Genomic DNA, 19,067 nt, shown 5'->3' with positions numbered 1-19,067 from the left:
CACCTTCCATTACCTATAGCAATGTGACGATGCCCTTCCTTCGGGTCAGAAGTTGCCCTCGGCGACCTGGAAGACGGTGAGGCCGAGGTCGCGCCACATGCGGACGACCTGGTTGCGGTCGTCCAGGACGGCGACGACGTACCAGGCGTCGCGGATCCGGTTCTCGAAGATCTCGCGCTTGACCACGGAGTCCTTGCGCTGGTCGCCGGTGGCCCGCATGAGCAGCGCCGCGTACGGCACGCCGACGTGCTTGTCCAGCCAGGCGGCGGTGGACTCGCGGCAGGCGTCGACGCGGCCGGAGCAGTAGACGATCGCGTGGCCCGCGGCGTGCAGGGCGCGGACCGCGTCGATCACCGGCTGGTGCGGCAGGTCGAGGTGGACGCGGGTGTGGTCGTACGGGCTGCGGTCGCCCATCAGCGCGACCGTGCCGTCGAGGTCGACCAGCACCGCCCGGGGCAGGTCCGGGCGCGGCTGGTAGAGCAGACGCGGGCCGGGCGAGGGCAGCACCAGCGGCTCCCGGCGGCCGGTGAGAAAGCGCTCGTGCATGCTCTCGATCACCTCGGCGCCGACCCGCTCGCCCTCGGGGCGGGCCGCGTCGCGCTCCAGGCAGACGGCCAGCGGCACGTCGGTGAAGTCGCGCAGGGCCACCGACGCGCCGCAGTCGATCGCGAGGTCGGCCAGCTCGCGCACGACCCGGGCGCGCAGATTGGTGTCGTCGCAGATCACGTCCGCGCCCGCCTTCAGCAGCGCCTCGACCTGGGCCCGCTGCGCAACGGTGACCTGCCGCTCCGCCCAGCCCTGACCGAGGTTGCCGCCGTGCAGCATGCGCCGCAGGTCGTCGCGGTTCACCCGGACGCCGGGCTGCTCCTTGGCCCAGGTGGTCTTGCCCGAGCCGGGCAGCCCGCGGGTGATGGTGAGGGTGGGCATCGCGTTCACTCCCGTCGTGGTCATTCGTCGTCGAAGGTACGGCCGTGCGGTCGCTCGTCGCCGTCGGGCTTCAGTTCCTCCCAGAGCTGGCGGCGGTACGGCTTGCCGTCCAGGTGCGCGAACAGGTAGCCGCGCAGCGGGTGCCGGCCCGCGACCATGGCGTAGTCCTTGCGCGTCCAGCCGTCGGGCAGCCCTTCCATGATCTCGTCGTGTGCCTGGGCGACCTGCTTCTCCAGCTCGGCCAGGCCGGTGGTGAGGCGGGCGGCCAGCTCGGTGACCCAGCCGTGGAACTCGTCGGGCAGCGGCTCGGCGATCTCGGCGACCGTCGCGCCCTCGCCGAGTGCCGCCCAGACGCCACGGGCGCTCAGACCGGTGACGATGCGGTGCAGGTGCACGTACTCCTCGTACTTGATCTTCACACGGACGTCGGCGGCCGGCGCGTGCACGACCAGGCCCTCGCGGCCGGGCCGGGCGGGCGCGGTCAGCGCCTGCTCGAACGTCGGGTACGTGAACGTCTCCACCATCGGACCCGGCCAGTCGGCCACCGCGCCCGGCGGGAACGAGCGCCCCGTCGCGATCTCCACCGCGCCGAGCAGCATCAGGTCGTTCATGCCTCCGTAGTCGACCACGATCCGGTTGCCCGGGTAGATGATCTCCACGAGCACGGTCAGCCCCGCGGGCGGCGTCCAGTGCGGGTAGCGCTCGCGCAGCAGCGCCGTCGCGTGGCGGGCCTGGTCCGAGGCGAACGAGCCGCGGGTGGCCACGGCCGGGCCGTCCGGCGTCGGGTAGACGATGCCCAGCGAGCCGTCGGCCTTGTCGGTCACCACCACCGGCTCGTCCAGCCCGATCACGGCCGCGCCCGGCTGCCCGTGGTTGAAGAACTTCACCAGCGGCCGCGCCAGCACCGTCCCACCGGCATCACTGATCAACCCACGGCACGCGAGCGTCACCTCGTCCCACAGGTTCGCGTAGGTGCACTTCTCCGTGTAGTTGTAGATCGTGAGCGGCAGCTCCGGGTGTACCTGCGCGCGGACGAGGCCCTCGGCCATGGCGCGGTCCAGCGCACCGGGCGGGAAGACAGCGGCGAGGGTCGTTGTTGTGGTGGGGGACATGGCCGGTGACGCTACGAGACTTCCTCGCGAAACGCAGCCGAGTTAGCCGCTGAAGATCGCGAACGAGGTGGATGGCATACTGGTCAGTCGGCCACCGGGACTGGTTCACGCCCGAGCCGTCCGGACGAGCGTCCGGCGGTGTTGACAGCGACCCAGCGCCCATGAAAACGAAAGGACCGTGACTATGAAGTCCGGTATTCACCCGCAGTACAACGAGACCACCGTCACCTGCTCCTGTGGCAGCACCTTCACCACCCGCAGCACCGCCAAGGGCGGTTCGATCCACGCTGAGACCTGCAGCGCCTGCCACCCGTTCTACACGGGCAAGCAGCGCGTCATGGACACGGCCGGCCGGGTGGCCAAGTTCCAGGCCAAGTACGCCAAGGTCGCCAAGAAGGACGCCAAGTAGCTGTCGTGACGACGCCCGCTCCGTGCACACGGGGCGGGCGTTGTGCTGTTGCAGGTCCTACCGCTGTCGAGTGAGGATTCGGACATGAGTAACGAACGGCTCACCGCGCTGCTGGCCGAGTACGCGGAGCTGGAGGCGCGGCTGGCGGATCCGTCGATCCACGCCGACCAGGCCGCCGCACGCAAGGTCGGCCGGCGCTTCGCCGAGCTCACCCCGATCCACAAGACGGCGCACGAGCTGGACGCGGCGCGGGCCGATCTGGCGGCCGCGCACGAGCTGGCCGCGGTCGACCCGGACTTCGCGGCCGAGGCGGCAGCCATGGAGCAGCGCCTGCCGGAGCTGGAGGAGAAGCTCGCCGAGCTGCTCGCGCCGCGGGACCCCAACGACGCCAAGGACGTGATCCTGGAGATCAAGTCCGGCGAGGGCGGCGAGGAGTCGGCGCTGTTCGCGGGCGACCTACTGCGCATGTACCTGCGCTACGCCGAGCGCCGCGGCTGGATCACCGAGGTCCTCGACTCGCAGGACTCCGACCTCGGCGGCGTCAAGGACGTCTCGGTCGCGATCAAGACCCGCGGCGTGCCCGACGGCGGCAACGGCGTCTGGTCCCGGCTGAAGTGGGAGGGCGGCGTGCACCGCGTGCAGCGCGTCCCCGCCACCGAGTCCCAGGGCCGCATCCACACCTCCGCCGCGGGCGTGCTGGTCATGCCCGAGGCCGAGGACACCGAGGTCGAGATCGACACCGGCGACCTGCGGATCGACGTCTACCGCTCCCAGGGCGCGGGCGGCCAGTCCGTCAACACCACCGACTCGGCCGTGCGCATCACGCACATCCCCACCGGCACGGTGGTGACCTGCCAGAACGAGCGCTCCCAGCTGCAGAACAAGGACAAGGCGATGCGCATGCTGCGCGCCAAACTCGCCCAGCTGGCCGAGGAGCAGGCCCAGGCGGCCGCCGCCGACGCCCGCAAGGCGCAGATCCGCACCGTCGACCGCAGCGAGCGCATCCGCACCTACAACTACCCCCAGAACCGCATCACCGATCACCGCATCGGCTACACCGCCTACAACCTCGACCTCGCCATCGGCGGCGACATGGACGGCGTCCTCGAAGCCCTCACCACCGCCGACCGCACCGCCCGCCTCGCCGGCGAGACCGAACTCTCCCGCTCCTGACCCGCGATCCCGAAGATCTCGCGGGACACGGGGGAGCCGTGGGTCAGTGGCCGGCGGAGTCGTAGCGGCGCAGGCCCAGGCGGAAGACGAGGCGGGCCAGGTAGACGCAGTAGAGGGCGACCAGCGGGGTCAGCAGGCCGATCCAGGCGGATTCCTTGCCCAGCAGCCAGGAGGCGGGGAAGAAGCTGATGAAGGCGTACGGGACCAGCACGGTGAAGGTCGCGCGGACCGCCACGCCGTAGATGCTGAGCGGGTACTTGGCCATGTCGCCGGTGCGGATCAGGGTCATCGCGAAGACGGGGTGGTTGCCGCCGACCCAGAACGACGCCGCGTTGCCCACCACGATCAGCGACAGCAGGATGGTGGCGCTGGAGGCCAGGAGCAGCAGTCCGCCGCCGATCCGGGCGGGGCTCCAGTCGATGTCGGAGTGGGCCAGGCCCCAGCCGATCATCGCGCCGCCGCCGATGAGGTCGCCGACGCCGTGCAGGCCGATCCCGCCGCTGACCACCTGGACCAGCACCGGAGCGGGCCGGGTGAGCGGGTAGTCCAGCTCACCGTGGTTGATCTTCCCGGCGAGCCGCCAGGTGCCCTCGAAGAAGAGCGGGCCCAGGCCGTTGACGAAACCGTAGGTTCCGGCGAGCAGCACCGCCTCCGGGTACGACCAGCCGTTGAGAGCGGGCACGTGGGCGAAGACGGCGCTGAGGAAAATCAGGTTGAGCACCTGGAACAGCAGCCCGGCGACGATGAGCACCCAGAAGTCGGCCTCGTACTCCAGCACCGCGCGCAGGTGAGCGCCCAGGCTGCGCCGGTAGATCCGCAGCGTGCGGCGCACATCAGCCTCCGTGGACGGTCAGGGCGCGCAGTGCGCGCCGCCAGATGAGCCGGGCGCCCCACCACAGCACCAGCACCCAGGCGGCCTGCACGGCCAGCAGCCGCAGCGCCTCCCAGCCGGTGGCCTGGCCCAGGTAGAGCGCGGCGGGGGTGGCGGTGATGCTGGCGAACGGCAGCACCGCGGCCGGGCCCGCCAGCCACGCCGGCAGCAGCGCCAGCGGGATCAGCGCGCCGGAGAACAGCGTGACGACCGCGTCCTTGGCCCAGGAGACGCCCATGAAGTTCTGCGTCCAGAAGCACGCCATCGTGGTGATGTACGCGATGGTGAACTTCAGCGGCGCGACCAGCAGGAAGCTCACCGCGAACAGCAGCGCCTGCCCCGGGCCGGGCACCACCAGCCCACCGGTGAAGGTGACGATCGCGGTCGCCGCGATGGCGATCGCGATGAACTCCGTGGCCAGCCCGCCCATGTGCTCGCTGAACCGGGCCCACTGGTAGTCCAGCGGCTTGGTCAAGTCGGTGGCCACGTGGCCGTCGAAGATGCGCGAGGCCATCCACCAGTCGCCGTACGCCGAGCCGATGGACGCGGTCGCCCAGCCCACCAGCAGGTAGGCCTTCATCTGGTCCCAGTCGTAGCCGCCGATCGCGCCCTGAGACAGCAGTGCATGCCACACCGCGAGCGAGCCTGCGAGGAAGGTCGCGCCACCGATCCACAGGATCAGCGAGTTCAGCCGGTAGGTGAGGATGCGTCGCGTCGACATCCGCAGCAGCCCCAGATAAGGCCTCATGCCTTCTCCTCGCTGCGCTCGTCGGCGGCATGGACCGGGGTCATGATTCGCTCGCTGCGCTCGCTCATCGCAGCAGCTCCCCGGCGTAGACCTTGCGGACCACGTCCTCGATGGCCGGTTCGTCCAGGTGCAGTTCGCCGACCTCGACGACGTCCAGCACCCCGGCGATGATCTGCCCGGCGGTGTGGGTGAACCGGTCGAAGGTGACGGTGACCTCGGTCGGGCTGTCGCCCGCGATCACCTCGACGTCGGGCAGCCGCTCGGCGAGCTTCTCGACCGGGGTCGGCTCGGCCAGCTGCAGGTGCATCCGGCGTACCCGGGCGAAGCGGTCCTTCATCTGCGCCAGCGGACCGTCGAAGATCTTGCGGCCCTCGTCGATGATGACGATCCGCTCGCACACGTCCTCGATGTCGCCCAGGTCATGGGTGGTCAGCATCAGCGTGGTGCCGTCCTGGCGCAGCTCGCGCAGGAACTGCCGGACCCGGTCCTTGACCGAGATGTCGAGCCCGATGGTCGGCTCGTCCAGGTAGACGATCTTCGGCTGGTGCAGCAGTGCCGCGGCCAGGTCGGCGCGCATGCGCTGGCCGAGCGACAGTTTGCGGGCCACCACGGGCAGCAGGTCGGCGAGGCCGAGCACCTCGTCGAGGCGTTCCAGGCGCTGCTTGTAGAAGGCGGGGCTCAGGTCGTACATGTCGCGCAGCAGGGCCAGCGACTCGCGGACCGGCAGGTCCCACCACAGCTGGGTGCGCTGGCCGAACAGCACGCCGATGTTGCGGGCGTTGACCATTCGGTCGGTGTGCGGCTCGGCCCCGGCCACCCGCACCGTGCCCGCGGTCGGCACCAGGATGCCGGTGAGCAGCTTGATCGTCGTCGACTTGCCCGCGCCGTTGGGCCCCACGTACGCCACCGATTCGCCCGCCTCGATGGACAGGTCGATGCCGTCCACCGCCCGGAAGTCCTTGAACCTCCGCTGCACCAGATGTTTCAGCGAGCCGCGAAGACCCGGATCCTTCTCCGGCCGACGGAAGATCTTCGTCAGCCCACGGGCCTCCACCAATGACATGGGCCGACCATCTCAGCGTGCTCCCGAGGGGTCAACCGGATTCTCGCCGACCGTCCCGGCGCGGGGCCCGGCCGGCTCCTTCGCCGAAGCCGCTAGGTTGAGCGGGTGCCCGTGCTCTCCGCCCAGCTCCGCGCCGCCGCCGCCCGGCTCGCCGCGGCCGGGATCGACTCGCCCCGGGTCGAGGCGGAGCTGCTCGCCGCGCACGTGCTCGGGGTCGTCCGCGGCCGCCTCCTGCTGATCGACGACGTCACCGAGCCGCAGGCCGAGGCCCTGGTCGAGCTGGTACGCCGTCGCGCCGAGCGGGTGCCGTTGCAGCACCTGACCGGCACCGCCCCGTTCCTCGACCGCGAGCTGCTGGTCGGGCCCGGCGTGTTCATCCCGCGTCCGGAGACCGAGCTGCTGGCCCGCTGGGGGATCGAGTCCCTGCGCGGGGTGGCCGAACCGGTCGCCCTGGACCTGTGCAGCGGATCCGGCGCGCTGGCCGTCGCGCTGGCCGACGCCCGCCCCGACGCGACCGTGTACGCCGTCGAACGCAGCGACGACGCCCTGCCCTGGCTGCGCCGCAACGTCGCCGGGACACAGGTCGAGGTGATCCCCGGCGACGTCCGCGACGTCGCGCTGCCCACCCCGGCCGACCTGGTCCTGTGCAACCCGCCCTACGTGCCGCTGTCCGTGGCGGTGCCCCCCGAGGTCGTGCACGACCCCGCCGAGGCGGTCTTCTCCGGCGAGCACGGCCTCGACCTCATCCCCGTGATCATCGCCCGCGCCGCCGAGGTGCTCCGCGACGGCGGCCGCCTCGGCATCGAGCACGACGACACCCATACCGAAGCCATGGCCGCCCTCCTCACCGGCTGGCACGCCGTCACCACCCACCCCGACCTGGCCGGCCGCCCCCGCTTCACCACCGCCCTGAAGCAAGGAAGGGCATCGTCGGCTCGCGTCAGCGAGCCGAGCAGCAGCTCTGCACATCGCTACGCGTAGAGGAAGGGCACCTTCTTAACGGGTCGGCCCGGAGGGCCTCCGTTGACCTGCGTCGTGACCTCGGCGACCGCTGCTGTCCGGTGGGTGGGAGCCGTGTGTGCCGAATGCGAACAGCGCATGACAGACTGGCTCACCGTGAGGCTCTACGACTGCCGCAACGTCGTCGAACGTGACCGGGGGATCCAGGCCGCGATCGACGCCGTATCCAGTGGCGACCTTGTGGTCCTGCCGACCGACACGGTGTACGGCATCGGCGCCGACGCCTTCAAGCCCTGGGCGGTGACCAACCTGCTCAGCGCCAAGGGGCGGGGCCGGCACATGCCGCCACCGGTGCTGGTCGGCTCCCGGCACACCCTGGACGGCCTGGTGATGCGGCTGCCATCGGTGGCCCGTGACCTGGTCGAGGCCTTCTGGCCGGGCGCGCTGACCATCGTCGTCGAGCAGGCGCCGAGCCTGCAGTGGGACCTCGGCGAGACCGGCGGCACGGTGGCCGTACGCATGCCGCTGCACCCCGTCGCGCTGGAGGTGCTGCGCAAGACCGGCCCGATGGCCGTCTCCTCGGCGAACCTCACCGGCCAGGCCGCCGCGCTCACCGCCGAGCAGGCCCGCGACCAGCTCAGCTACAAGGTCAGCGTGTACCTGGAAGCGGGGGAGTGCCCCAGCCCGGTGCCGTCGACGATCGTGGACGTCACCGGCGACCGGCCGCGCGTGCTGCGTGCCGGGGCGATCAGCCTCGACCAGCTGCGCGAGGTCGCCGACGACATCCAGGGTCCGGAGGAGTCGTGATGGCCCCGTTCACCGTCCTGCACGTGTGCATGGGCAACATCTGCCGCTCCCCGATGGCCGAGCGCCTGCTGGCGCTGGCGGTCACCGAGCAGGCCGGCCCGGTGGGCGCCGATCTGGTGCTCTCGCACTCGGCCGGCACCGGCGGCTGGCACGAGGGCGAGGAGATGAACCCGCCCGCGGCCCGCCAGGTGCGCTCGCGCGGCGGCTCGCCCGACGACTTCAGCGCCCGCAAGCTGCGCGCGGAGCACATCGAGGCGGCCGACCTGATCCTGACCGCGACCGCCGACCAGTACGACTACGTGGTCGCGCTGCGACCCGACGCCGCGGACCGCACCTTCGTGCTCGGCGAGTTCGGCCGCCTGCTGTCCGCCGTCGACCCGTCGACGCTGCCCGCCGCCGACCGCACCCCCGATGCCGTGTACGAGCGCGGCGTTGCCCTGGTCGCGGCCGTCGCCGCTGCCCGCAACGGCGAGCCCGCCCAGGCCAAGGACGATCTCGACGACCCGTGGGGCCGTGGCGACCAGGTCTTCGCCCGCGTCGGCGACGAGATCCAGTCCACCGTCGCCCCCCTCACCGCGGTCCTGCTCCCGCCCCTGCCGTGACCGATCCCACGCCCCGCTTGGTTGATCATTAACCTGTGGCACGGTTGGGCGGCATGTCGTTTGACACAACATTCTGATGATCTTGAGGCGTGAATGCTTGGTAAGCGGCTGAAGTTCCTGCCGTTCATGCTCGGCGTCACCGCGGCGGTGGCCGTGGTGGCGCCGCTGGTGGCGTACCTGACCGTCGGCTCGACGGCCGCGGTCGGCGTGCTGGCGGGCGTGGCCCTGGTGGCGGCCAGCTACCTGCTGTCCAGTTTCGTGATCGCCTGGGCGGATTCGATCAACCCGAAGATGGTGCTGTCGGTCGGCCTGCTGATGTACGGCGTCAAATTCACCCTGCTGTTCCTGGTGCTCGCCGTGATCGCCAAGTCGGGCTGGGCCGGCCTCAAGCCCATGGCGATCGGCATCGGCATCGCCGCGATCGCATGGACCTTCGGCCATGCCTGGTGGCTCTGGCAGGCCAAGATCCCCTACATCGACGAGCCCGAGAAGAAGTAGTCGATCAGGAACCTGTGCCGCCGACACGCGTCGAGCCGTGCCACCGGCTCATGATCAGCCGGGCCCGGCGGGTGGGTCAGCCGAAGATCGGCGGGCGGCAGGGGTCCTTGACCGCGCCGGAGATGAGGTTGTCGCCCTCGGTGTCCTTGCGGGAGGTACGGGACCAGTCGACCACGGTGCGGAAGGTGCCGCTGCGGCAGCTGATGCTGAGGTCCTTGGTCTGGTACTTGAGTTCGGCGGCGTAGGTGGCCTTGCCCTTGAGGGTGTATGTGCGGGAGGCCACACTGCGCCATGCGTCACCGTCCCGGCGCTCGATTTTGATCTTCAAAACGAGGCGGTCTGCACCCGGCGTGGCACATCGGTAGCGCACGCGGCCGGCGAAGTTGTCCCGGCCGTCGTCGGCCTTCGGGCCATCGACGATGACCGTGCAGTGCACCGGCTTGGTCGATTCCCTGTCGTCGTTGCCGCGCGGCTCACAACCGCTGCTCAATGCTGTGAGCAGCACGAAAACTACGGGTATCGTGAGCTTGCGCATCGCCGCACCGCCGTGGGGGAGAACGAAGGGTTGTCTCCATCTCAGCGGTTCGACGCGGTTAAATCAACATCGATCTCATCCTTGCGGAAGTTGACGTGCTGTCGACCTGGTGATGAACATCGCTCGCGTACGGGGGGTGCGTCGGCCGATGCAGGGGGTGGCTGATATTGTTCGCCCCGTCATGGCCGATGACCAGCCTCCGAAGCGCCCTCACGCAGAGGGCGCCGATGCGGGTTGGGCGGCCATCGGGTATCTCCTCGGCGGAATGTTCGTCTGGGGAGGGGTCGGGTGGCTCATCGATAAGTGGCTGGGACTCCCCAACGTCGGGCTGTTGATCGGTTTGATCGGCGGCGCGGCCGCCGGGGTCTATCTGACCGTGAAAAGACTGGACGGGTGACCGTGCCCGATCGACGGAGGATGACAGGTTGATTACGCAGCCGGGTTTCCTTGCCTCGGAGTTTCCCCCTGGCGTGGATGTCTTCGACTACAAGACCCTGATTCCGTCGCTCGAAGGCAGCATGTGGGCCGGGGCTTTCACCAAGCTGAGCCTCCTGGTCTGGATGGCGGTGGCCATCATCATCGTCTTCTTCCTCGTGACGTACCGCAACCCCACGCTGGTGCCGAGCAAGAAGCAGTGGCTCGCCGAGTCGGCCTACGGCGTGGTGCGCAACAACATCGCCACCGACATCATCGGCCCGCAGGGCGTGCGCTTCGCGCCGTACCTGGCGACCGTCTTCTGCTTCGTCTTCGTGACGAACCTGTGGAGCATCGTGCCGTTCGCGCAGATCTCCCCGAACTCGCACCTGGCCTTCCCGGTGGTGCTGGCCGTGCTGACCTGGGTGATCTACATCGGCATCGGTATCAAGAAGCATGGCCTGCTGGGTTACCTCAAGCACTCCACGGTGCAGCCGGGTGTGCCGTGGTGGGTGCACCCGATCCTGATCCCGATCGAGTTCCTCTCGAACCTGATCCTGCGCCCGATCACGCTGGCCGTCCGTCTCTTCGCGAACATGTTCGCCGGCCACATGATCCTGCTGGTGTTCACCCTCGGTGGTGTGGCGCTGTGGAACGCGGGCCCGCTGCTGCTCAAGCCCGCCGCGTTGGGCAGCTGGGCGTTCGCCATCGTGATGACGCTGTTCGAGCTGTTCATCCTGAGCCTGCAGGCGTATGTGTTCACCCTGCTCTCGGCGACCTACTTCCAGAGCTCGATCTCCGAAGAGCACTGAGCTCCGGCGCACCGAGACACCCGCGCCGGACGGCGCGACACACTCTGGCTTTCGATCCACAACTGAAGATCGCTCATACCTGTAACCAAAAACGTGCGCGTGACTGGCACGCGTCGAACTCAGGAGGAATCCGACATGACCGGCAACCTTAACGTCATCGGCTACGGCATCGCCGCGCTCGGCCCGGGTATCGGCGTGGGTCTGGTCTTCGCCGCCTACATCCAGGCGACCGCGCGTCAGCCCGAGAGCGCCGGCCTCACCCGTACCTACATGTTCATGGGCTTCGCCGTCATCGAGGCGCTGGCCCTGCTCGGCCTGGTGCTCGCCTTCGCGCTGAACACCGCGGCCTGAGGCCGACGCCATCCGCTGGGTGATTCGGTGACCGGCCTGCGACGGCCGGTCACCGCCGAAGGGGAGTGACCAATGAACATCGCACAAGAGGCGCCCGCGCCTGCGGAGCACGGCTACAACGTGCTCGGCGTGCCGCTGGCTGAGGTGATCGTCGGCCTCATCGCTTTCGGCGTCCTGCTGTTCGTGCTGACCAAGTTCGTGTTCCCGCGTATGGAGAGCATGTTCCAGCAGCGCGTCGAGGCCATCGAAGGTGGGCTCGTCAAGGCGGAGAAGGCTCAGGCCGAGGCCGCGGCACTGCTGTCGCAGTACAAGGCGCAGCTGGCCGAGGCTCGCACGGAGGCCGCGCGCATCCGTGACGAGGCCCGTGCCGACGCCGAGGGCATCCGCACCGACGTGCTGGCCAAGGCCCGCGAGGAGTCCGACCGCATCATCGCGGCCGGTCGCGAGCAGCTGGCCGGCGAGCGGGCGAGCATCGTCCGTGAGCTGCGTACCGAGATGGGCTCGCTGGCGGTCAGCCTGGCCGGCAAGATCGTTGGTGAGTCGCTGGAGGACGAGGCCCGTCGTCGTGGCACCGTCGAGCGCGCGCTCGCCGACCTCGAGACCGCCGGAGCCCGTTGATGCAGGCGGCAAGCCGAGAGTCGTACGCCGCGGCCCGGGCGGCGCTGGAGGCCTCCGCTGGGGGCGCCGGCGCCGAGGCCACCGCGGTGATCGCGGACGAGCTGATGTCCTTCGCGGACCTGCTGGGCCGCGAGCCACGGCTGCGCCGCGCGCTGTCCGACCCCTCCCGTCCGGGCGAGCAGCGCGGCGAACTCGCCGCGAGCCTGCTGCAGGGCAAGGTCGGCCAGAGCACGGTCGACCTGGTGAAGGTGCTCGCGTCCGGCCGCTGGTCGGCCGCGTCGGAGCTGCTGGAGGCCGCTGAGCGGCTCGGCGTCGACGCGCTGCTGGCCTCGGCCGAGCAGGCCGGCGACCTCAACGAGGTCGAGGACGAGCTGTTCCGCTTCGGGCAGATCGTCGACGGCGACCCGCAGCTGGCCGCCACGATCGGCGAGTTCATCGTGCCGGTGGCGCGCCGGGCCGAGCTGGTCCGGGGTCTGCTGCAGGGCAAGGCGAAGCCGGTCACGGTGAGCCTGGCGGAGCTGGCGGTGCGGGGCTTCGGCGGCCGCACGTTCGGCAACGGCATCACCCGCCTGGTGGAGCTGGCCGCGGAGCGCCGCGAGGCGCAGGTCGCCTACGTCACGGTCGCCGAAGGGCTGACCGAGGCGGAGGAGGCCCGGCTGGCCTCGTCCCTGTCCGCCATCTACGGCCGTCAGGTCTCGGTGAAGGTAACCGTCGACCCCGCGGTGCTGGGTGGGCTGCGCGTGCAGGTCGGCAGCGACCTCTACGACGGCACCATCGCACGGCGGCTGGCCGCAGTCCGCAACGCGCTCGCCGGAAAGTGAGCGCCGGGGGGCCGGCTGACGCCTGGATGCGCCGCTTGAGCGGTGGCGCGCCGGGACGAACCGCACTCCGTGAGAACCGCAACCGAACCTGACTTTTGACAGTCACGACACCCGTTAGGAAGCTGAGGATGGCCGAGCTGACCATCTCGTCCGAGGAGATCCGTGGAGCGCTTGAGCGTTTCGTCTCCTCGTACGCGCCCGAGATCTCCCGCGAGGAGGTCGGCGTCGTCACCGAGGCCGGTGACGGCATCGCCAAGGTGGAGGGTCTCCCCTCGACCATGGCCAACGAGCTGCTGGAGTTCGCGGACGGCACCCTGGGTGTCGCGCTGAACCTCGACGTCCGCGAGATCGGTGTCGTCGTTCTGGGTGCCTTCGAGGGCATCGAGGAGGGCCAGCCGGTCAAGCGCACCGGCCGCGTTCTCTCCGTGCCGGTGGGCGACAAGTTCCTGGGCCGCGTGGTGAACCCGCTGGGTGAGCCGATCGACGGCCTGGGCGAGATCGCCAACGAGGGCTTCCGCGAGCTGGAGCTGCAGGCTCCGAACGTGATGGTCCGCAAGTCGGTGCACGAGCCCCTGGCGACCGGCATCAAGGCCATCGACGCGATGACCCCGATCGGCCGTGGCCAGCGTCAGCTGATCATCGGCGACCGCAAGACCGGCAAGACCTCGGTGGCGCTGGACGCGATCATCAACCAGCGTGACAACTGGAAGTCCGGCGACCCGGTCAAGCAGGTGCGCTGCATCTACGTCGCGATCGGCCAGAAGGCGTCCACCATCGCGTCCGTCAAGGGCACGCTGGAGCAGGCCGGCGCGATGGAGTACACCACCATCGTCGCGTCGCCCGCCTCGGACCCGGCCGGCTTCAAGTACCTGTCGCCGTACGCCGGTTCGGCCATCGGCCAGCACTGGATGTACGCCGGCAAGCACGTTCTGATCGTCTTCGACGACCTGAGCAAGCAGGCCGAGGCCTACCGTGCCGTGTCGCTGCTGCTGCGCCGCCCGCCGGGCCGTGAGGCCTACCCGGGTGACGTCTTCTACCTGCACTCGCGCCTGCTGGAGCGCTGCGCGAAGCTGTCGGACGAGCTGGGCGCGGGCTCGATGACCGGTCTGCCGATCATCGAGACGAAGGCCGGCGACATCTCGGCGTTCATCCCGACCAACGTCATCTCCATCACCGACGGGCAGATCTTCCTCGAGGAGTCCCTGTTCAACTCGGGTGTACGTCCGGCGATCAACGTCGGTACGTCCGTCTCCCGGGTCGGTGGCGCGGCGCAGACCAAGCCGATGCGCAAGGTCTCCGGCCGCCTGCGTCTGGACCTGGCCCAGTACCGCGAGCTGGAGTCGTTCGCGGCTTTCGCCTCGGACCTGGACAAGACCTCGCTGGCCCAGCTGGAGAAGGGCGGCCGGCTGGTCGAGCTGCTCAAGCAGCAGAACTTCTCGCCGTACCCGATGGAGGAGCAGGCCGTCTCGATCTGGTCCGGCACCGAGGGCAAGATCGACGACATCCCGGTCGCCGACGTGCGCCGCTTCGAGTCGGAGTTCCTGCAGCACCTGCGCAGCTCGCACAGCGATGTGCTGAAGACGATCGCGTCGGGCACCTGGGACGACGACGTGGCGGCCAAGCTCGACACCCTGATCACCGAGTTCAAGAAGGGCTTCCTGCCCGTCGAGGACCAGCCGATCGTGGACGTCGAGGCCGACGCGCTCGAGGGCGACGAGAAGACCGAGACCGTCACCCGCATCGTGGCTGAGAAGAAGTAGCCATGGCCGGGCAGGTACGAGTTCTCCGTCGGCGGATCAAGGCGACCCGCTCGACGAAGAAGATCACCAAGGCGATGGAGCTGGTCGCGACCAGCCGCATCGCCAAGGCTCAGGACCGTGTCGCCGCGTCGCTGCCGTACGCGAACGCCATCACCGGCGTCCTCACCGCGCTGGCGTCGAACACCAACGCCCAGCACCCGCTGCTGGTCCCGCGTGACCCGGAGCACCGGGCCGGCGTGCTGCTCATCACGAGCGACCGCGGCCTGTGCGGCGGGTACAACGCCAACGCGATCAAGCTCACCGAGCAGCTGATCGCGCGGCTCAAGGCGCAGGGCAAGCAGGTGGCGCTGTACGTGATCGGCCGCAAGGGGATCACCTACTACACCTACCGGGGGCGCGAGCTGGCCGGTAGCTGGAGCGGGTTCTCCGAGCAGCCGCGCTTCGAGGACGCGCGCCGGGTCGGCGAGCTGCTGATCCAGGCGTTCGTGCACGGTGCGGACGACGCTGCGGACCACGCGGGTGACGACGGCGTGCTGGGCGTGGACGAGTTGCACATCGTCTACACCGAGTTCAAGTCGCTCATCAGCCAGAATGCTGCCACGAAGATCTTCGCGCCGATGCAGGTCGAGGAGCGCGAGGGCAACAAGGGCGAGCTGCTGCCGGCGTACGACTTCGAGCCGAACGCGGAAGAGCTGCTGGACGCGCTGCTGCCGAAGTACATCAACACGCGGATCTACGCGGCGTTGCTGGACTCGGCGGCCAGCGAGTCGGCGTCGCGCCGTCGGGCGATGAAGAGCGCCACGGACAACGCCGAAGAAATGATCAAGTCGCTGACGCGGGAGATGAACTCCGCCCGCCAGGCCGCGATCACCCAGGAAATCAGCGAGATCGTCGGCGGCGCGAACGCGCTGGCGGCGGCGGGGAGTGAATGATGACCACTGCTACTGACACCAAGGCGGGCGTCGGTCGAGTCGTCCGGGTCATCGGCCCGGTCGTCGACGTCGAGTTCCCGCGCGACGCGATGCCTGAGATCTTCAACGCGCTCCAGGTCAACGTGACCCTGAGCGAGGGTGAGCGCACGCTGACCCTGGAGGTCTCCAACCACCTCGGCGGCAACGTCGTGCGTGCCATCTCGATGCAGCCGACCGACGGTATGGTCCGCGGCGCGAAGGTGACCGACACGGGTTCCCCGATCAGCGTGCCCGTCGGCGACGGCACCAAGGGCAAGGTGTTCAACGTCCTCGGCGAGTGCCTCAACCTGGAGAAGGGGCAGAAGCTCGAGGTCACCGAGCGCTGGCCGATCCACCGCAAGCCTCCGGCGTTCGCCGAGCTGGAGCCGAAGACCGAGATGCTGGAGACCGGCGTCAAGGTGATCGACCTGCTGGCCCCGTACGTCAAGGGCGGCAAGATCGGTCTGTTCGGCGGCGCGGGCGTGGGCAAGACGGTGCTCATCCAGGAGATGATCATCCGCGTTGCCCGTAACTTCGGTGGTACGTCCGTCTTCGCCGGCGTGGGTGAGCGCACCCGTGAGGGCAACGACCTCATCGCCGAGATGGCCGAGGCCAACGTGCTGGGCGACACCGCGCTGGTGTTCGGCCAGATGGACGAGCCCCCGGGCACCCGTCTGCGGGTCGCGCTGTCCGCGCTGACCATGGCCGAGTACTTCCGCGACGTGCAGAAGCAGGAGGTGCTGCTCTTCATCGACAACATCTTCCGCTTCACGCAGGCCGGTTCCGAGGTGTCCACCCTGCTCGGCCGTATGCCGAGCGCGGTGGGTTACCAGCCGACCCTCGCCGACGAGATGGGTGAGCTCCAGGAGCGCATCACCTCGGTGCGTGGCCAGGCCATCACCTCGCTGCAGGCCATTTACGTGCCCGCGGACGACTACACCGACCCGGCGCCGGCGACCACCTTCGCCCACCTGGACGCGACCACGAACCTCGAGCGCAAGGTGTCCGACAAGGGCATCTACCCCGCCGTGGACCCGCTGGCCTCGTCCTCGCGAATCCTGGCCCCGGAGTACGTCGGCGCGGAGCACTACGCCGTCGCCACCGAGGTGAAGCGGATCCTGCAGAAGTACAACGACCTGCAGGACATCATCGCCATCCTCGGTATGGACGAGCTCTCCGAGGATGACAAGATCACCGTGGCCCGGGCCCGCCGGATCGAGCGGTTCCTGTCGCAGAACACCTACGCGGCCAAGCAGTTCACCGGTGTCGAGGGTTCGACGGTGCCGGTGAAGGAGACCGTGGAGGCGTTCAAGCGCATCTCCCAGGGCGACTACGACCACGTCCCGGAGCAGGCCTTCTTCATGTGCGGCGGTCTCGACGACCTCGAGAAGAACTACCGCGAGCTGACCAAGTAGGTCTGTTCGCCGAAGGGGCGCCTCTCCCGGCTGGGAGGGGCGCCCCTTTCCGTTGTGCCCGGCCGGGGTCCTTCGACAGGACAGAGCAGGAGCCAACGTCGCATCTGCCTCGTTAGCCACATCATGGTGGCGAAACGGTGGCGTACGGCGGCGCGGTGGGCACGCTGGAGCGTGCTGGGCGGTACGGCGCTGATGCTGCTCAGCGGCGCCTCCCTGGTCACCGTGGATCGGGTGATCGCGCGCTACGAGGGCGCGATCCACAAGGACGACCTCTTCGGCGACGAGTCGGGTCGCCAGGCGCCACCGCGGCCCGAGGGCATCAAGGGCCCGCTCAACATCCTGCTGGCGGGCATCGACCCGCGGCACGGCGACCCGTTCTGGATCCCGCGGGCCGACTCGATCCTGGTCATGCACATCCCCGCCGGCCTGGACCGCGGCTACCTCTTCTCGCTGCCCCGGGACCTGCTGGTGGCCATCCCGCCGTTCGCCAAGTCCGGCTACCCCGGCAATCCCGCGGACAAGCTCGCGCACGCGATGTACTTCGGCTCGATGGTGCCCGGCGACCGGCGCGCCAACCACGCGCAGGGCTTCGAGCTGCTGGCCGCGACGGTCAGCCAGTACACCGGGATCGCCCGGTTCGACGCCGGGGCGATCATCGACTTCAGCGGCTTCAAGGACGTCATCGACGCGCTGGGCGGGATCGACATGACGGTCGACGAGCGGGTCGCCTCGATCCACCTGGAACCCGACGGCGATCCCCGGGATCGGGGCCCCGGGAGCACCGGCTACGTCGGCGAGCAGATGGTCTACGAGCCCGGCCTGCGCCACTTCAAGGGCTGGCAGGCGCTGGACTACGCCCGGCAGCGCTACGTGACCGGCGGCGACTACGCCCGCCAGCGGCACCAGCAGCAGCTGGTCCGCGCGATGATCTCCAAGGCGTTCAGCGACGACGTGCTCACCGACCCGGTGCAGATGGACACCGTGCTGCGGGCCGCCGGGCAGTCGCTCACCTTCAGCGGTCGCGGGCACACGGTGATCGACTGGGCCTTCGCGTTGCAGGACCTGCGCCCCAGCACCGTGCACATGATGAAGCTGTCCGGGGGCGGGGTGGGCCGCTACGTCGTCGACAAGGGCAAGGACGACGACGAGGGCGACGACGACGGCGGCGATGACGGCGACGACGGCGGTGGGGACGACGGCGACGACGGTGACGACGGCGGGGACGACGACGACAAGAAGGACGACAAGAAGAAGAAGTCCAAGCCCAAGATGAAGTATCAGTACCAGGGCGAGCAGCTGGACTACCTCGCCAAGCAGTTCCTGGCCTCGGTCGCGGCGGGCTCGGTCGAGAACTTCGTGGCGTTCCATCCTGAAATGCTGAGTAAGTGAGAGTGGCCCTCAGCTCACACTGACCGGTCCTGGTGAGGGCCGCTGATCACCGGCGGTTAGACTCGCTGCACCAATCTTGCACACCTGAGGAGTCATCGTGGCCAAGCTGCTCCAGGTCGAGCTCGTCGCCGTCGAGGAGAAGGTCTGGTCCGGGCAGGCCGAGATGGTCATCGCCCGCACCACCGAGGGCGAGCTGGGCGTGCTGCCCAGTCACGCGCCGCTGCTCGGCCAGCTGGCGAACCCCGGCGGGGTGCGCATCATCCTCCCGGGCGGCGAGGAGAAGGCCTACGACGTCCACGGCGGCTTCCTGTCGGTCACGACCGAGGGCGTGACGGTGCTGGCGGAGACCGCGACCCCGGTCGCCCCGGCCGCGCGCCACTGAGCGACCAGCGCCCCCGACGACGATGAGGTCGCTGCTCGAAGTAGTCGCCATCGGCCTCGTCGTCCTGCTCGCCCTGCTGGCGGGCCTCTTCGTGCGCCGCGAGGTGTTCGCGCGCGGCCACGGCACCGTCGAGCTCTACCTCCGGCTGCGTCAGACGGCCGGAGGCCGGGGCTGGGCGCCCGGCTTCGCCCAGTTCCGCGGCGACGAGCTGCGCTGGTACCGGATGTTCAGCCTCTCCCCGCGCCCCCGCCGCACGCTCTCGCGCCGCGACCTGAAGGTGATCGCCCGGCGCGCGCCCAGCGAGGAGGAGGCGGTGCTGGTGCCCGCCGACTGGGTCGTGCTGCAGTGCGCCGACTCCCGGGCCCAGGTGGAGATCGCCATGCCGCTGCACACCGTCACCGGCTTCCTCTCCTGGCTCGAAGCCGCCGCGCCCTACTCCACGTAGCCCGC

At 69.5% G+C, this 19,067-nt stretch carries 23 protein-coding genes; 17 read left to right on the top strand and 6 right to left on the bottom strand.

Annotated elements, in window-relative coordinates:
- Nucleotides 1–45: 45 nt before the first annotated feature.
- Together F9C41_RS30470 and F9C41_RS30465 are read right to left on the bottom strand one after the other, a co-directional pair.
- Nucleotides 46–951 (bottom strand): phosphatase domain-containing protein, encoded by a 906-nt coding sequence (locus F9C41_RS30470; RefSeq protein WP_230690132.1) that lies wholly within the window; start codon nucleotides 949–951, stop codon nucleotides 46–48.
- On the bottom strand, nucleotides 948–2,039 hold the full coding sequence (locus tag F9C41_RS30465) for a 2'-5' RNA ligase (protein WP_155390242.1): 1,092 nt from the start codon (nucleotides 2,037–2,039) through the stop codon (nucleotides 948–950). Before F9C41_RS30465 ends, F9C41_RS30470 begins: the two co-directional genes overlap by 4 nt.
- 184 nt (nucleotides 2,040–2,223) lie before the next feature.
- Between F9C41_RS30465 and rpmE the strand changes: the two genes are divergently transcribed.
- Both rpmE and prfA read left to right on the top strand, forming a co-directional pair.
- Nucleotides 2,224–2,448, top strand: coding sequence for a 50S ribosomal protein L31 (gene rpmE, locus F9C41_RS30460; RefSeq protein WP_120318328.1), 225 nt, complete (start codon nucleotides 2,224–2,226; stop codon nucleotides 2,446–2,448).
- Between the two features lie 84 nt (nucleotides 2,449–2,532).
- A complete protein-coding gene (gene prfA, locus F9C41_RS30455) occupies nucleotides 2,533–3,621 on the top strand; it encodes a peptide chain release factor 1 (protein ID WP_155390241.1) in 1,089 nt (362 codons plus the stop codon).
- A gap of 43 nt (nucleotides 3,622–3,664) precedes the next feature.
- On the opposite strand, the gene F9C41_RS30450 is transcribed toward prfA, so the two are convergent.
- The 3 genes from F9C41_RS30450 to F9C41_RS30440 form a co-directional block, all read right to left on the bottom strand.
- Entirely contained in the window at nucleotides 3,665–4,453 is a 789-nt protein-coding gene (locus F9C41_RS30450; protein WP_155390240.1) for an ABC transporter permease, read from the bottom strand.
- A 1-nt stretch (nucleotide 4,454) separates the two neighbouring features.
- Nucleotides 4,455–5,240, bottom strand: a complete 786-nt coding sequence (locus F9C41_RS30445; protein WP_155390239.1) for an ABC transporter permease — start codon at nucleotides 5,238–5,240, stop codon at nucleotides 4,455–4,457.
- Between the two features lie 64 nt (nucleotides 5,241–5,304).
- Nucleotides 5,305–6,303, bottom strand: coding sequence for an ABC transporter ATP-binding protein (locus F9C41_RS30440; RefSeq protein ID WP_196280018.1), 999 nt, complete (start codon nucleotides 6,301–6,303; stop codon nucleotides 5,305–5,307).
- 105 nt (nucleotides 6,304–6,408) lie between these two features.
- Here F9C41_RS30440 and prmC point away from each other — a divergent pair, with 105 nt between their 5' ends.
- From prmC to F9C41_RS30420, 4 genes are all read left to right on the top strand, one after another.
- Nucleotides 6,409–7,284, top strand: coding sequence for a peptide chain release factor N(5)-glutamine methyltransferase (gene prmC / locus F9C41_RS30435; protein WP_155390238.1), 876 nt, complete (start codon nucleotides 6,409–6,411; stop codon nucleotides 7,282–7,284).
- A 117-nt stretch (nucleotides 7,285–7,401) separates the two neighbouring features.
- Entirely contained in the window at nucleotides 7,402–8,070 is a 669-nt protein-coding gene (locus tag F9C41_RS30430; protein ID WP_155390237.1) for an L-threonylcarbamoyladenylate synthase, read from the top strand.
- On the top strand, nucleotides 8,070–8,672 hold the full coding sequence (locus F9C41_RS30425; protein WP_155390236.1) for an arsenate reductase/protein-tyrosine-phosphatase family protein: 603 nt from the start codon (nucleotides 8,070–8,072) through the stop codon (nucleotides 8,670–8,672). Before F9C41_RS30430 ends, F9C41_RS30425 begins: the two co-directional genes overlap by 1 nt.
- A 93-nt stretch (nucleotides 8,673–8,765) precedes the next feature.
- Nucleotides 8,766–9,170 (top strand): hypothetical protein, encoded by a 405-nt coding sequence (locus F9C41_RS30420; protein ID WP_155390235.1) that lies wholly within the window; start codon nucleotides 8,766–8,768, stop codon nucleotides 9,168–9,170.
- A 76-nt stretch (nucleotides 9,171–9,246) separates the two neighbouring features.
- Here the strand turns inward: F9C41_RS30420 and F9C41_RS30415 are convergent, their stop codons facing one another.
- Complete coding sequence (locus F9C41_RS30415) at nucleotides 9,247–9,705, bottom strand: hypothetical protein (RefSeq protein WP_155390234.1); 459 nt, start codon at nucleotides 9,703–9,705, stop codon at nucleotides 9,247–9,249.
- 181 nt (nucleotides 9,706–9,886) lie between these two features.
- Here F9C41_RS30415 and F9C41_RS30410 point away from each other — a divergent pair, with 181 nt between their 5' ends.
- From F9C41_RS30410 to F9C41_RS30360, 11 genes are all read left to right on the top strand, one after another.
- Nucleotides 9,887–10,102 carry an AtpZ/AtpI family protein gene (locus F9C41_RS30410; RefSeq protein WP_144120367.1) on the top strand — a complete coding sequence of 72 codons (216 nt, stop codon included), beginning with the start codon at nucleotides 9,887–9,889 and terminating at the stop codon, nucleotides 10,100–10,102.
- Nucleotides 10,103–10,130: 28 nt separating this feature from the next.
- Nucleotides 10,131–10,931 carry a F0F1 ATP synthase subunit A gene (gene atpB, locus F9C41_RS30405; RefSeq protein ID WP_407924751.1) on the top strand — a complete coding sequence of 267 codons (801 nt, stop codon included), beginning with the start codon at nucleotides 10,131–10,133 and terminating at the stop codon, nucleotides 10,929–10,931.
- Between the two features lie 135 nt (nucleotides 10,932–11,066).
- The gene (atpE, locus tag F9C41_RS30400; protein WP_144120368.1) at nucleotides 11,067–11,282 is read left to right on the top strand and encodes an ATP synthase F0 subunit C; all 216 of its coding nucleotides are present in this window, start codon (nucleotides 11,067–11,069) and stop codon (nucleotides 11,280–11,282) included.
- A gap of 72 nt (nucleotides 11,283–11,354) precedes the next feature.
- On the top strand, nucleotides 11,355–11,900 hold the full coding sequence (locus F9C41_RS30395; RefSeq protein ID WP_155390233.1) for a F0F1 ATP synthase subunit B: 546 nt from the start codon (nucleotides 11,355–11,357) through the stop codon (nucleotides 11,898–11,900).
- Nucleotides 11,900–12,721, top strand: a complete 822-nt coding sequence (locus F9C41_RS30390) for a F0F1 ATP synthase subunit delta (RefSeq protein ID WP_155390232.1) — start codon at nucleotides 11,900–11,902, stop codon at nucleotides 12,719–12,721. Before F9C41_RS30395 ends, F9C41_RS30390 begins: the two co-directional genes overlap by 1 nt.
- A gap of 128 nt (nucleotides 12,722–12,849) precedes the next feature.
- Nucleotides 12,850–14,481, top strand: a complete 1,632-nt coding sequence (gene atpA / locus F9C41_RS30385; RefSeq protein WP_155390231.1) for a F0F1 ATP synthase subunit alpha — start codon at nucleotides 12,850–12,852, stop codon at nucleotides 14,479–14,481.
- Nucleotides 14,482–14,483: 2 nt separating this feature from the next.
- On the top strand, nucleotides 14,484–15,413 hold the full coding sequence (locus F9C41_RS30380; protein ID WP_155390230.1) for a F0F1 ATP synthase subunit gamma: 930 nt from the start codon (nucleotides 14,484–14,486) through the stop codon (nucleotides 15,411–15,413).
- Nucleotides 15,413–16,846 carry a F0F1 ATP synthase subunit beta gene (gene atpD, locus F9C41_RS30375; RefSeq protein WP_407924750.1) on the top strand — a complete coding sequence of 478 codons (1,434 nt, stop codon included), beginning with the start codon at nucleotides 15,413–15,415 and terminating at the stop codon, nucleotides 16,844–16,846. Before F9C41_RS30380 ends, atpD begins: the two co-directional genes overlap by 1 nt.
- A gap of 123 nt (nucleotides 16,847–16,969) precedes the next feature.
- On the top strand, nucleotides 16,970–18,235 hold the full coding sequence (locus F9C41_RS30370; protein ID WP_155390229.1) for an LCP family protein: 1,266 nt from the start codon (nucleotides 16,970–16,972) through the stop codon (nucleotides 18,233–18,235).
- Between the two features lie 97 nt (nucleotides 18,236–18,332).
- Nucleotides 18,333–18,617 carry a F0F1 ATP synthase subunit epsilon gene (locus tag F9C41_RS30365; protein ID WP_144120375.1) on the top strand — a complete coding sequence of 95 codons (285 nt, stop codon included), beginning with the start codon at nucleotides 18,333–18,335 and terminating at the stop codon, nucleotides 18,615–18,617.
- A gap of 22 nt (nucleotides 18,618–18,639) precedes the next feature.
- Nucleotides 18,640–19,062 (top strand): DUF2550 domain-containing protein, encoded by a 423-nt coding sequence (locus F9C41_RS30360; protein ID WP_155390228.1) that lies wholly within the window; start codon nucleotides 18,640–18,642, stop codon nucleotides 19,060–19,062.
- Nucleotides 19,063–19,067 lie beyond the last annotated feature (5 nt).

This window comes from Catellatospora paridis, assembly GCF_009720365.1.
Lineage (GTDB): Bacteria > Actinomycetota > Actinomycetes > Mycobacteriales > Micromonosporaceae > Catellatospora > Catellatospora paridis.
This window is presented reverse-complemented; position numbering and strand designations above follow the sequence as displayed.